We start from the raw sequence: 13,264 nt of genomic DNA, 5'->3' as shown, positions 1-13,264 counted from the left end.
AACGTCAGAAGTGATAGATGTCGACAACATGATGGATGTAGTCGTTCTTGAGGACTACCTTCTTCTTCAGGATCAACGGCTGCTCGCCCGCGAAATCGATTGTGTAATGCGAGGTGCCGAAGTAGGTGTCGACGGTGTTGTAGCGGAAGTACAGCGTGAACCAGTTGAAGCGCACGTCTACTACCGAACCGCGTGCCTCGAGGATTTCGACGTTGGTGATGTTGTGGCCGGTGCGCGGTTCGGGAAGGCTTGTCGCGCTGGAACGATCGGTGCGGATGCGAAATACGCGATCTTCGATGCCGCCCCGGTTGGGGTAGTAGATCAATGAGATTTCCGCCTGCGGATCGGTAGTCAGTTCACCGTCGTCGGCCCAGGCGGGCATCCAGTACTCGGAATCGGGGTGGTAGCACTCGATCCACTTCTCGAATTCACGATCGTCGAGATAGCGGGCTTCGCGGTAGAGGAACTGCTGCACGGATTCGAGGGTGACGGCATTGGCGGTTGCTAGTGTCATGGTGATCGAGATCCTCAGTTGGTCCGGGCAGAAGCGGCTTGTTCGGCATCGACCGCGGCGATCATGGCGTCGCGCCAGTAGCCGTGCTGAATCGGGTACAGGCCTTCGTCCTCGGTCTTGGATCCGCTGGAGAGAACGCGGTCCATGCCTAGGTCCTTGGCAACGTCATTGGGTCCGGAAATTTGGTGTGTCACACCACGGCTCAGATCATTCCACGGCGCACCGGCGGCCTGATAGGTCTTCTGGCAGGACCGGAACTCTTCGAGGTCGTCCGGGGTGGCCATGCCGCTTGCATTGAAGAAGTCCTCGTACTGACGGATGCGGTTGCTTCGGGCTGCGGCACTTTCGCCCCTGGGTGCGATGCAGTAGATCGTGACTTCGGTCTGGTCAACAGAGATCGGGCGGAAGTGCCGGATCTGACTGCTGAACTGATCCATGAGGTAGACGTTCGGATAGAGGCAGAGGTTCCTTGACGCACCAACCATGAATTCGGCCTTCTTGGAACCGAACTGAGCCTCCAGCTCCGCTTTACGCTCGAACAGTGGGCGGTCTTCGGGATTGCCCCACCACATCCACAGAAGGAGGTGTCCGTAGTCGTAGGAGAAGTATCCGCCGCCCTGCTTACCCCAGGTACCGGCGTCCATCGCCTTGGTTTCGTTGGCCGATTCTCCGGCGGTGCGGCGGGCTGTGGTGGCGGCGTAGTTCCAGTGCGTCGAGGACACGTGGTAGCCGTCAGCGCCGTTCTCGGTCTGCAACTTCCAGTTGCCGTCGTACGTGTAGGTGGAGGCGCCGCGCAGCACTTCGAGTCCGTCGGGTGACTGGTCGACGATCATGTCGATCACCTTCGTGGTGTCACCGAGATGTTCTTCGAGGGGCAGGACGTCCGGATTGAGGCTGCCGAAGAGGAACCCTCGATAATTTTCGAATCGTGCGACCTTGGTCAGGTCGTGTGAGCCATCCTTGTTGAACTGTTCCGGGTAGCCGCCGGTCCGAGCATCCTTGGCCTTGAGGAGCTTTCCACTGTTGTTGAACGTCCATCCGTGGAACGGGCAGGTGAAGGTGGTTCGGTTATCTGTCTTGCGGCGGCAGAGCATCGCACCGCGGTGGCTGCAGGCATTGATCAGTGCGCCGAGTTCGCCATCCTTGTTTCGGGTGATGACGATGGGCTGACGGCCCATGTAGGTGGTGAAGTAGTCGCCGACGTTGGGGATCTGACTCTCGTGCGCGAGGTAGATCCAATTGCCCTCGAAAATGTGGGTCATCTCGAGGTCGAACAGCTGCTCGTCCGTGAAGACGCTGCGCCGTACCTGGTAGCGGCCGGTCTCCGGGTCCTCGACGAGAGCGTCGTCGAGGGCAGCGCGCATTTTCGCGTATTTGTCTGTGCTCTGAGCAGCGTCCAACATATCTGTCATGGGGTCCTCCAGCTCGACTAGGCGACCAGCTGCGATTACCGAGGGCTGTCGGTATCTGCTTGGGGCCTGCTTTCCGGACGGGGCTGCGTCCGGTACTGGATTCACCTTGACATTCTGTGTTGCAGGTCACACTAGGCATATGCCTAGTCCTGACCCAGGGCATGGTGTTCGTGAACGTGGTCCTGCCGTCAGGGCGGACTCGGCACCGCGAGTCCGCCCTGACGGTGGCGGGAGTTACCGGTTCTTGAAGAACGAGACGTCGTCGTTGCCGATCAAGTCCGGAACCGTCCAGCCGTCGAGGTCGTATTCACTCAGGCACTGTTCCGCCAGGCCTTTCATGGAACTGGCGTGCCCACGATTCTGCGCGGCGAAGAGGAGTTCCGCCTTGACGTTCTCGTGGTTACCCGAGTAATTCCGCTCGTACAGCTCGTGCCGGCCGCCGAACTCGGTACCGATCGAATCCCACAGAGCCTTCATGACTTTGACACGGTCGACGGCGGTGATCCCGTCGGAACCGCGAACGTACTTGTCGAGGTACGGGCGCACGTCCGGGCTCTTGAAGTCGAGTGAACTCGACGGCAGGTAGATCAGGCCCGACGCGACGTCCTGTTCGATGATCTCCTTGATCCGCGGGTACCCCTGGATCATGAACATTCGATAGGTGAGGCCGTATTCGAGCTTCGGGATCACCGAATCGCCGACCCACTGTTCGGGATCGCGTGCCATCGATTCGGTCAACGACCAGAAGAGGTTTCGCCAGCCGATCACTTCGCCGACACGGGTCTGGACTCCGCGGAAGCCACCGGCGCCGGTGGCTTCGAGTGCCTTCATCAACAGGCCGGCGATGAAGTCGAGCTTGACAGCCAGCCGAGTGCAGCCCTGAAAGGTGAAGCGCGGCAGGAACCCCGACTGAGGGAAGAATGCGTTGATCCGGTCGACGTCGCCGTACATGAAGACGTTCTCCCACGGCACCAGCACCTTGTCGAAGACGAAGATGGTGTCGTTCTCATCCATGCGGCTCGACAGCGGGTAGTCGAACGGACTGCCCATCACCGCAGCATGTTCGGTGTACGAGGTGCGGCAGATCAGTTTCACGCCCGGCGCGTCCATCGGTACCGTGCAGATCAGGGCGAACTGCTTCTTCTTGATCGGCAGACCGTAGTGAGCAATGAAGTTGTAGTTGGTGATCGCCGACCCGGTGGCAACAACCTTGGCGCCGCTGACGATCAAACCGGCGTCGGTTTCCTTCTCCACCTTCATGAAGACGTCGCCGACCTCGTCCGGTGGAAGTTGGCGATCCACCGGGGGATTGATGATCGCGTGGTTCCAGTACAGAACCTTCTCCTGCGATTCGCGGTACCAGCGCTCGGCGTTGTCCTGGAACGGTGCGTACAACTCCTTGTTGGCGTGGAGGGTTCCCAGGAAACTTGCCTTGTAGTCGGGGGAGCGGCCCATCCAGCCGTAGGTCATACGAGCCCACGTCGCGATGGCGTCGCGCTCTTTGAGCAGATCAGCCGACGACGTCGGGGTGCGGAAGAACGGCATGGTGACACCGCCGTTGCCCGTGTCGGTCGGAACAGTCAGGGCGTCCACGTGCTCGCCGGTGTGCAGAGCGTCGTACAGCCTTGCGGTCATACGGATCGGATTCCGGAAAGCGGGATGCGTCGTGACGTCCTTGACACGATCTCCGTGGAGCCAGATCTCGCGACCGTCCTGCAGGCTCGAGATGTACTCGTCGCCGGTCATCGGCCGGGTGGCGAAGTTCTTCGTGCGGTTGGCTTCGCAATCGGCGGCCGGATTGGCCTGTGGCGCTCCGGAATCTGCGGGGTCGACGCCGGTGGGAGGAATTTCGGTGGTCGTCATGGCAAAGCCTTTCAGATCGTTTGAGGTGCGGGCTGAAGATGAATCGGAGTGAAGGAAGTGGTGGCGTCGAACCACCCGCTGTGCGGGTCGTCCTGACTGCCGTTCCAGACGGTGGTCGACGAGGTAGCGCCTAGATCGTGAAAAGTGCTTCGGTAGAAGAGGAGTGGATCCTTGCCGCTGGACTGTGCGTCCACGATCTCGCCGATGAAGATGATGTGATCACCGCCGTCGTACTCCTTCCACGGGATGCACGAGATGGTTGCTGCGGCGCCGTCGAGCAGGGGAGCGGTCGGTCCGTCGATCCATCGCGGCTCGGTGCGCTGTGGCCGGCCCGCAAAATGCATGGCCGTGTCTACTTGGTCGGAGGCAAGGATGTTCACGGCAAACGGCGCGTTGCCGAGGTAGCCGCACGCCTTGGACTTTCGCGTCATCGTTATCTGGCACAAGCGTGGTTCCAGGGAGATTGCCGTGAATGCGGTGACCGTGGCCCCGTGTGGCTGACCGTCGGCGTTGGTACAGGTGATGACGGTGACGCCGCTGGCGAATTGGCCGAAGATGCCTCGAAGCTGATTTTGTTCCATGACCGGACCTCCTTGTCGGATGGCTGGTGAGTGAGAGTGCCGCGAAGTGCGGGAGGCGGAAGTGGCATACGACTCGCGCCGGGAGTGAAGACGAACGTACGGCGAGCGCGGCCTTCGGTCGATCCGTACAGCGCGGTGTCTATCCGGATTGCGCACCCGATCACGGCCGGTACCCGTTTTTCCTTGGAGGTGACCGGGGACACAGTGTTCAATGATGTTCAGCGCCCATGCTCGGCAATGTGGCTGGTCACGGGTTGGGAAGGTGAAGGACGATGGTCGATTCCATGATCGGTACAGCTCCGCGGGACTGGGACGAGGCATGTCATGCGGTGTCGGATGCCTACTTCCCGCACACGCTGACGCCGTTGTCACGGCACGCGGCCAGTGGAGTCGGGGTGTGCACCGCTGAGTTGGGTCCGCTGCGGATCGCTCATATTCGATGGGGCGCAGACGTCGCAGTCGAATCCGATCATCCCGGTGCCTACGGGGTGAACATCCCGCTCTCAGGCGAGCTCGAGTCGGTGTTCGCGGGATCGCACGTGCTCTCGACGGAGGGTGTGGCGACGGTGTGTCCACCCGACATCACCACAAGAATCACGCGGTGGAGCGCGGACTGCGAGATTGTCGGAGTCCGGATGGACCGCGAATACCTCGACCGCGAGATGGAGAAGGTACTCGGCCGGCCCGGAATGCACTTGCCTGATCAGGTGGATCTTCGGGGAGACGACGGAGCTAGATGGCTGAAATTTGTTCGCTCACTGTCGGATCAGATCCTCGGCCCGGTTGGAGTGCTGCACAACGAACTGGTGGCAGGCCAGCTCTCCGGCGCTGTGATCTCGGCGTTTGTCCTTGCCGCGATGCCCGAAAGTGAGGATGCGGTGCGACACGCCAGGCCGCGCATCGTCAAGCGCGTACTCGACGAGATGCACGACGACCCGGCCAGGGTGTGGACCGCAGCGGAGATGGCCGACGTGGCGGGCGTCAGCGTACGGAGATTGCAGGAAGGATTTCGGCAGTACGTGGGCCGGAGCCCGTCGGAATGCCTGCTCGACATCCGTCTCGAACGGGTCCACGCAGATCTGCGCGATGCCGACGACTCGACGACGGTCACCGATGTTGCTGTGAGATGGGGTTTTACGCACACCGGACGGTTTGCGTCGTCATTCCGGCGTAAGTACGGTCTGTTGCCTTCTGAAGTATTGAGAAGTTAGCTCCGGTATCCCATGTCTGCGCTGAGTTGATTTGCCTTCTCCACGAGGAAAGGTGCGACGTCGGTGCGGAAGGCTTCCGGGGTAGTTCGTCCCGCCGAGGTTGAACACGCTGTCACGCCGACGACGCTTCCGCCGGCATCGCGGACGGGGGCGGCGAGGGAGATCAAACCGTCTTCGAGTTCCTCGGAGGTGAGGGCGTAGCCCTGTTCGCGCACAACACGAAGCGCGGTGTGGAATGCGCCTTCGTCGGTGATCGTGGTGGGTGTGAGGGCGTCGAACGTGGAGTTTGCGATGACGTTGTCAACGATGTCGGTTGGCGCCCACGCGAGCAGGGCGCGGCCCATGGAGGTGGCATATGCAGGCACTCGGGTGCCGACGCTGACGTTGATGCTCATGATCCGGCGGACGGGTACACGGGCGGCGTAGACCACGTCGACGCCGTCGAGCACGCCCAGTGACGCCGACTCGTGAGTCTGTTCTGCGATCTCCAGCAGGCGGGGGAGTGCCGCCTCCGTCAGGGCGTGTGACGCCGAATAGTGCTGCCCGATGCTCAGAACGCGAGGGGTGAGCGACCACCGACTGTTGTTGCCGGTGACGTACCCGAGCTTTTGAAGGGTGAGGAGGATGCGCCGCACGGCAGGGCGGGAGAGCCCTGTTTCAGCGGCAAGATCGGCGAGCGACGGATTGGGATTCTTCTCGTCGAATGCCGTCAGTACCGCAAATCCACGCTCGATGCTCTGGATGTAATCGCGATCGTTCTCGGTCACGGGATAGCCCTTCAGCTGCGGTTATATCGACGTAGTACGCCCGAAGGTTGACAAAGGTCTGTGATTGGGCGCACAGTACAAGCGTACGCACAGCGTAACAGATGTACGCAGAGCGTACAACCAGACTTGGGAAGCCGACTCAGCCCAGCAGTACGGCGCCCACCCGGTAACAGCCATACACGGCCCCGAGGAGGACCACATGACCACTTCCGAGAGCCCCACCGCAGTAGGTTCGGGCACCGCCGCCACCGACAAGTTCCTCCAGGAACGAGTCAGTGCGGACACCCCGCCCGAGCGTGTCTCGGCCATCGCCAAGGACGTCCTCGAAGCACTTGCCGGCGTCATCGACAAGCATGGTGTCACCTACCCCGAGTATCGGGTTCTCAAGCAGTGGCTGATCGACATCGGCCAGTTCGGTGAATGGCCGCTCTGGCTGGACGTCTTCCTCGAGCACAACGTCGAAGAGGTTGCGTACCGCGGCCAGAGCGGTACGAAGGGCAGCATCGAGGGGCCGTACTACGTGGCCGACGCCAAGACATTGGCGGCTAAGTGCGAACTTCCCATGCGTGACAACGAGGTTGGATCGAAGCTGGTCTTCGAGGGGCAGGTCCGTGACCTCGACGGCAACGGGTTGGACGGGGCCACCGTCGAGCTGTGGCATGCGGACGACGAGGGCTACTACTCCCATTTCGCGCCGCACATCCCCGACGGGAACCTCCGCGGAACGATCGTGACCGACGGAGAGGGACGGTTCGAGATCACCACGATTCAGCCTGCGCCGTACCAGATTCCGACCGACGGACCCACCGGCTGGTTTATCGAGAAGGCCGGCTGGCACCCGTGGCGTCCGGCGCACCTGCACCTCATGGTGAAGGCTCCCGGCAAGCGCACGATCACCACTCAGCTCTACTTCTCCGGTGGTGAGTGGATCGAGAACGATGTCGCAACGGCCACGAAGCCGGAACTGATTCTCGATCCGAAGCCGGGTGCCGATGGAATCAACCGGGTCACATACGACTTCGTGCTCGACCCGGCCTGATCCACAACTGTTCGAAAGAAAGTGATTTGATGACAGACCTGTCGATCGTCTCCATCGAGACGACCATCCTCGACGTCCCGCTGGTTCGCCCCCACAAGTTCGCCACCACGTCGATGACGGCGCAGCCGTTGTTGCTGGTCGCGATCCGCACCTCCGACGGAGTGATCGGTTACGGCGAAGGTGTCGTTCCGGGCGGTCCGTGGTGGGGCGGCGAATCGGTGGAGACGATGCAGGTCATCATCGAGAAGTACATCGCGCCCGTAGTCGTCGGCAGGCGCGTCGATCAGATCACTGCGATCATGGCCGACATCGAGAAGGTTGTTGCCAATGCGCGATTCGCGAAGGCTGCCGTCGACGTGGCGTTGCACGATGCCTGGGCTCGCAGCCTGGGTGTGCCGGTGCACACGCTGCTCGGCGGGGCCTTCCGCGAAAGCGTCGACGTCACATGGGCACTGGGTGCGGCGCCGGCGGCAGAGATCATCGAGGAAGCCCACGAAAAGCTCGAAGCCCGACTCAATTTCAGCTTCAAACTCAAGATGGGCGCACTTGATCCTGCCGTCGATGTTGCGCGCATCGTCGAGATTGCACAGGCGCTCGACGGTCATGCCGGTGTCCGTGTCGACGTCAACGCGCGGTGGGATCGCTTCACCGCGCTGCGGTACCTGCCGCAACTCGCCGAGGGCGGCGTCGAGTTGATCGAACAGCCCACTCCGGCAGACCAAATCGAGGTTCTCGCAGAACTCAGTAGGCTGTTACCGATTCCGATCATGGCCGACGAGAGCGTGCAGACGCCGCACGACGCTCTGGAAATCGCACGTCGCAGCGCTGCCGACGTCATCGCGCTCAAGACCACCAAGTGCGGTGGGTTGCAGCGTAGCCGCGAGGTCGTCGCGATTGCCAAGGCTGCGGGTATCGCGTGCCACGGTGCGACGTCCATCGAAGGGCCGATCGGTACAGCGGCTTCGTTGCACTTCGCCTGCGCCGAGCCCGGAATCAACTTCGGAACAGAGCTTTTCGGACCGTTGCTCTTCAGTGAGGAATTGCTCCAGGAACCCCTGAAGTATTCCGAAGGTCAGTTGCACCTTCCCTCCGGGCCTGGCCTGGGAGTCGAACTGAACATGGACGCCGTCAAAACCTGGACCAGGAACTAGAGGACAAGAAGAACATGGCACTGTTTCACGTACGGATGGACGTCGACATTCCACGCGATCTGGACCCGGTGGTGCGCGCGGAGACCGTAGCCACGGAGAAGGCGTACTCGCAAGACCTTCAGCGCCAGGGCAAGTGGGTGCATTTGTGGCGAATCGTGGGTCAGTTCAGCAACATCAGTATCTTCGACGTCGAGTCGGCTGACGAACTGCACGAGATTCTCTGGAATCTCCCCTTGTTCCCGTACATGAGCATCGAAGTCATGCCGTTGACGCAACACGGATCCTCGATCAAGTAGCCGGTCATGCTGCGAGTTCTGTCTGGACTCGACCTGAGGTCGAGTCCAGACAGCGTGTGCTAGAAGTTGATAACGCCGCGGAGGTTCCGGCCGGAATGCATGTCGGCAAAGCCGTCGTTGATCTGATCGAGGGAGTAGCGGTTGGTGATCAACCCGTCGAGGTTGAGCTTTCCGCTCGTGTAGAGATCGATCATCCACGGGATGTCGGCAGTCGGGTTGGAGGCGCCGAAGAGCGATCCCTGAATTCTCTTCTGGTACAGCGTGAGTTCCATCAGGCTCACCGGAATTCCGATGTCCGTCATCTTGCCCAGTCCGGTGACCACGCAGGTACCGGCCTTGCGAATCGACGAGAAAGCCTGTGCCACATGGTCTCCAGTGGTCACGCCGACCGTGACGATCGCGGAGTCGGCGCCCTGGCCGTTGGTGAAGGACCGAGCGATATCGGTTGCTTCTTCCATCGTGGACACTGCGTGTGTGGCACCGAATTTCAGGGAGCTCGTGCGCTTGAATTCGACGGGGTCCACCGCAATGATGTGCGCGGCGCCGGCGTGCACGGCGCCTTGAACTGCATTGATTCCGATGCCGCCGACGCCCATGACGATCACGGTCTGGCCCGGGTACACCTGGGCGGAGTTGACGGCTGCACCCCAACCGGTGCCGACGCCGCAGCCCAGCAGGCACAGCGTCTCGAGCGGAAGGTGCTTGTCCACCTTGACTGCGGAGAGTGTGCTGACCGTGGTGTATTCGCTGAAGGTGGAGAGGCCGCAGGTCTGTGAAACCGGTTCGCCGTCCAACGACATGCGGTAGCTTTCGGCGTCGCCGGGACGACCACCCGTCATGATGGCTGCGCCGTTGTCGCACAGGTTCTGAATTCCGCTTGCACACCAACGGCATCGGCCACAGGCGGCAAGGAAGGAGAAGATGACGTGGTCGCCTTCTGTCCATCCCTCGGTGTTCGGGCCGACCTCCACCACAACGCCTGCACCTTCGTGCCCACCGCAGATGGGGTAGCGGCCCACTGCGTGATCGCCGCTGGCGATGTGGTCGTCGGAATGGCACAGGCCGGAGGCAACCATTTTGACGGTCAGTTCATTGGTGCGAGGTGAATCGAGTTCGAGGTCGACGACCTCGTACTTGCCGGGCGCTTGACGGATGACGGCTCCGCGAGTTCTCAAGGGTGCTCCTGAGTTAGACGTTCGATTCATTGACGAGTGTTATGTACCGCGCAAGTGGTGCGCGGTACGTGATGTGTCTCGTTGATCGGACGGAGCGGTGGGCGTCAGAGGGTGGGTGTCAGCCGTTCGGGTTCGGACGGTTCCCGGCTGACAAGTGCTAGTTGAAGCTCTGTCAGTAGTCGTGTGTCCGGTTCGTCGAGCGAGATTCCCATGATCTGCTCAGCGCGACGGACGCGGTACCGCAACGTGTTGGGGTGCACTTTCAGCAGGGCCGCAGCTTTTTTCACATCACCGAACGCAGCGAGGTAGCTCGTGAGTGTGAATTGCATGTCCGACGAGTTCTTGTCGTCGTAAGACAACAATCGATCCACCCGGGGATCGCGCAGTCGGTCGTTGTCCCCGATCAGGTCGAGGATTTCGCCGAGTAGTACTGCGGTGCGGGAGGCAGCCAGAGTTGTGACGCGGGAGGGCGTGTCGCCGGGAGCGTCGAGCACCCGGTCGACTTCTCTTCGGGCCTCTGGCACCCCGGACAGCCGGGGAATCATCACTGCGACCGCAGCCCGCGCGACGATATCCGTCGAACTCTCCAGGTAGTGAACTGTGTCGGAGGCCCAATCGCTGATCAGCGATTCGCCTTCTGCAAGAGGGAAGAGCACGTATATCCGGTCGACTATCGCCGTGGTGACGGCGTCACGTCGGAAAGCGCTGGCGTGCAGGCGCAGTGAGTTCGTCATCCGCCGCAACTCGGCCGGCGTCTGCTCGGTGGTCGCAAATCCCACCACTGCGGCCGGTCCGTCGAGGGATAGTGAGAGTGAATCCGCCAAGGAAGTGATATCGACTCCGCCGCCAAGGGCGCCGAACAGTCGCTGGATCTGGGCGCTCTCTCGGCGGGACGCGTCGAGGATCCGGATCACGATGCGTGAGGCCACTTCTGCTGCGCCGCGAAGCACCTCGTCGGAACCGTCGTGAAGTGGTGTTCCCGCAGTCTGGACCCAGATGGTTCCGAGATGCTGCTGGTGCACGCCGGAGGTAGCGACGCTTGTGCCGCGGCGCCGAATGCTGACGGCCAACCGGTGCGCGGCGCCGAACTCCGGTGCGGCCGGGATGTCGATGATCTCGTCCGAGCGTCGTAGATGTTCGAATGTGCCTCGCTTCTGTAGCCATTCGCTGTAGCCGCTCGGCCATTCGCGGCCGAGCACCGAGCGTTGGTGTAATTCGTCCTCATTCTCGTGTCCGGTGGAATGGGCAAGGATGTGCTGGGCATTGTCGTTGATCGTGACCAAGCCGCCGGTCAGTTCTGCGACTGTCTCGGAGAGCGCGAACAAATCGGAATCGCCAGTGGGGTCAAGCCCAGAACCCTGAGCAGTTGTACGACGGCGGTAGGTGTTCTTGATGAGCAACTGCTGTATCAGCGAGTAGATATGACCGGAGCTGGCCTGCGGGTGAACGGACGCGAGCGCGATTCCCGACTTTTCCGCAGCCGCCCGCAATGCGCTTTCGTTGACGGCATTCTTGACGAGCATCAGCTTCGGCTTGTGCTCCGACGCGACCAGCCAGTCGATCACCGAATCAATCAGGACTCCGACCGGCAAATATACGTCGGACAGTGCGCCCGCGGGTTCCGTGCCGTCGATATCGGAGTCTTCGAGGAGTGCCATTGATCGAATTTCGACGTCCAGCCCACCCGGACTGACGAGTAATTCGATGATGGAACTGTCGAATGACGAGATGAGCGTGCCGATAGTGGTGGCAGGGGTCGATCCGCTGATTCGGTTGTCTGCGGACTTCTTCTCGGCAATGGTGGCGGGTGCTGTTTGCACGGCGTGCTCCTTGCGCAGGGGGTTGTAACAGATTAATCCCCACGCCTGGATTGTCGTAGTAGTTAAGTTCGACAGATTTATTCCGGAAGGGTGATTCCCAAATTGTGCGCCTTGGCCGTGACGTCGTCGGGAAAGACATTCTTGAAAAGGTAAAGATCCTGACCGATAACCCAGCCCGGTGCGAGCGCGGTGGCATATCGCTCGAAATATCCGAGTTGCTTGCCGAACAGAACCAATTCCTCGGGGCTGGCCACACCCCACTGTCTGCCCAACTGGATCAACGCCATGATGAGTTCACTCAATTTGAGTTCTCCCAGGTCGCGGCCCAGAATCGGCGCCAAAGCGGTGGCAACCTGCAAGCCGAGTTGGTCGTCGTCCACCTCGTAGTCGGTGGCGTATCCCAAGGCACGGATACCGCGGGCGACACGGGCGAAATCTCCGTCGATCAATGTTGCACGAAACATGTCGGTGAGAATTGTTCGCCACGTTTCGGGGAGAACTCCGACAATTCCGAAATCGAGCATCGCGATCCGACCGTCATCGAGGACCCAGAGATTTCCGGCGTGAACATCGCCGTGGAATGGTCCGTGAACAATGACGGATTCGAGCCATACTTTCACGCCGCGTCGAATAAGCATGCGGGCTTCGTCGACGCCGTCCGGACTCGCGACAAAGCGATCGAGAGGAACACCGCGCATTCGCTCCATGCATATCACCCGCGGCCCGCAGTAATCCCAGTACACCTCGGGTGTCGTCACGCCCTTGTTGTCGCCGAAAGTGCCGATGTTGTTCCGGAACGTTGTTTGCCGATCGGCTTCGACGGCACTGTTCAGTTCCGTCATCGTGGCACTGTGCAGGTCGCGGATAATGGCCGTGGCGTTGGCTATCCGTAGGAATTCGACGAACTTCTCCAGAATTCTCGCGCCTCGATATGCGGCCCGGAGATCGATGAGCATGCGGGCGTAAATACCCGGCCGCTGAATCTTGATGACGGCTTCACGTCCGTCGTGCAGGACGCACGCATGCACTTGCGCCACCGATGCAGCCGCCAGCGGATGATCGTCGAACGTCGCGAACAGTTCGGAGATCGAGTATCCGAGGTCGGCTTCCACGACGCTGCGAGCCTGCTGCGCTGGGAAAGGTGGCACGTCGTCAAGGCACCGAAGACACGCATTCGCCAGTGGTGCCGGGAAAATACCTGACGACGACGCAACCAGTTGTCCGAGCTTCACGAACGTCGGGCCGAGGGTGATGAAGCCGTCCACCAAGCCGTCGGAAGCCGCGTCCGCGATGGTGCGTCCGCGTCTGCGGAACGGCCACACGATCAGGGCAAGCATGATCGACGTGGACAACACCGCCGCGATGACTGCCGATCGCCACAGCTGAGGGAGGCCGAATCGTTCCAGGTCAGGCATACGTACGTCGAGAGCGCCTA

General features: G+C 61.1%; 12 protein-coding genes. 4 read left to right on the top strand and 8 right to left on the bottom strand.

Annotated features, from left to right (window positions below; translation table 11 throughout):
• Positions 1–4: 4 nt before the first annotated feature.
• From benB to C7T36_RS11210, 4 genes are all read right to left on the bottom strand, one after another.
• Entirely contained in the window at positions 5–514 is a 510-nt protein-coding gene (benB, locus tag C7T36_RS11225; protein ID WP_045065391.1) for a benzoate 1,2-dioxygenase small subunit, read from the bottom strand.
• Positions 515–528: 14 nt separating this feature from the next.
• A complete protein-coding gene (gene benA / locus C7T36_RS11220) occupies positions 529–1,926 on the bottom strand; it encodes a benzoate 1,2-dioxygenase large subunit (protein ID WP_045065389.1) in 1,398 nt (465 codons plus the stop codon).
• 234 nt (positions 1,927–2,160) lie between these two features.
• On the bottom strand, positions 2,161–3,789 hold the full coding sequence (locus C7T36_RS11215; RefSeq protein ID WP_033233584.1) for a 4-hydroxyphenylacetate 3-hydroxylase family protein: 1,629 nt from the start codon (positions 3,787–3,789) through the stop codon (positions 2,161–2,163).
• Positions 3,790–3,800: 11 nt separating this feature from the next.
• Entirely contained in the window at positions 3,801–4,370 is a 570-nt protein-coding gene (locus C7T36_RS11210) for a flavin reductase family protein (protein WP_033233583.1), read from the bottom strand.
• Between the two features lie 272 nt (positions 4,371–4,642).
• Between C7T36_RS11210 and C7T36_RS11205 the strand changes: the two genes are divergently transcribed.
• The gene (locus C7T36_RS11205; protein ID WP_045065385.1) at positions 4,643–5,581 is read left to right on the top strand and encodes an AraC family transcriptional regulator; all 939 of its coding nucleotides are present in this window, start codon (positions 4,643–4,645) and stop codon (positions 5,579–5,581) included.
• Here the strand turns inward: C7T36_RS11205 and C7T36_RS11200 are convergent.
• Positions 5,578–6,348, bottom strand: a complete 771-nt coding sequence (locus tag C7T36_RS11200) for an IclR family transcriptional regulator (RefSeq protein WP_045065383.1) — start codon at positions 6,346–6,348, stop codon at positions 5,578–5,580. The two genes, C7T36_RS11205 and C7T36_RS11200, sit on opposite strands and share 4 nt — an antisense overlap.
• Before the next feature lie 199 nt (positions 6,349–6,547).
• On the opposite strand from C7T36_RS11200, the gene catA reads away from it, so the two are divergent.
• From catA to catC, 3 genes are read left to right on the top strand one after another with little or no spacing between them, the layout of a single operon-like run.
• Entirely contained in the window at positions 6,548–7,387 is an 840-nt protein-coding gene (gene catA, locus C7T36_RS11195; protein WP_033233580.1) for a catechol 1,2-dioxygenase, read from the top strand.
• Positions 7,388–7,416: 29 nt separating this feature from the next.
• Positions 7,417–8,538: a muconate/chloromuconate family cycloisomerase gene (locus C7T36_RS11190; protein WP_045065377.1), complete on the top strand. Its 1,122-nt coding sequence runs from the start codon at positions 7,417–7,419 to the stop codon at positions 8,536–8,538.
• A gap of 14 nt (positions 8,539–8,552) precedes the next feature.
• Positions 8,553–8,834, top strand: coding sequence for a muconolactone Delta-isomerase (gene catC / locus C7T36_RS11185; RefSeq protein WP_045065374.1), 282 nt, complete (start codon positions 8,553–8,555; stop codon positions 8,832–8,834).
• A gap of 59 nt (positions 8,835–8,893) precedes the next feature.
• Here the strand turns inward: catC and C7T36_RS11180 are convergent, their stop codons facing one another.
• From C7T36_RS11180 to C7T36_RS11170, 3 genes are all read right to left on the bottom strand, one after another.
• Complete coding sequence (locus C7T36_RS11180) at positions 8,894–10,009, bottom strand: NDMA-dependent alcohol dehydrogenase (protein WP_045065372.1); 1,116 nt, start codon at positions 10,007–10,009, stop codon at positions 8,894–8,896.
• A 104-nt stretch (positions 10,010–10,113) separates the two neighbouring features.
• Positions 10,114–11,829, bottom strand: a complete 1,716-nt coding sequence (locus C7T36_RS11175; RefSeq protein WP_239654638.1) for a CdaR family transcriptional regulator — start codon at positions 11,827–11,829, stop codon at positions 10,114–10,116.
• A 77-nt stretch (positions 11,830–11,906) separates the two neighbouring features.
• The gene (locus tag C7T36_RS11170; protein WP_375128908.1) at positions 11,907–13,244 is read right to left on the bottom strand and encodes an ABC1 kinase family protein; all 1,338 of its coding nucleotides are present in this window, start codon (positions 13,242–13,244) and stop codon (positions 11,907–11,909) included.
• Positions 13,245–13,264: the final 20 nt, after the last annotated feature.

It is taken from the genome of Rhodococcus sp. AD45-ID, from assembly GCF_003023755.1.
Lineage (GTDB): Bacteria > Actinomycetota > Actinomycetes > Mycobacteriales > Mycobacteriaceae > Rhodococcus_F > Rhodococcus_F globerula.
This window is presented reverse-complemented; position numbering and strand designations above follow the sequence as displayed.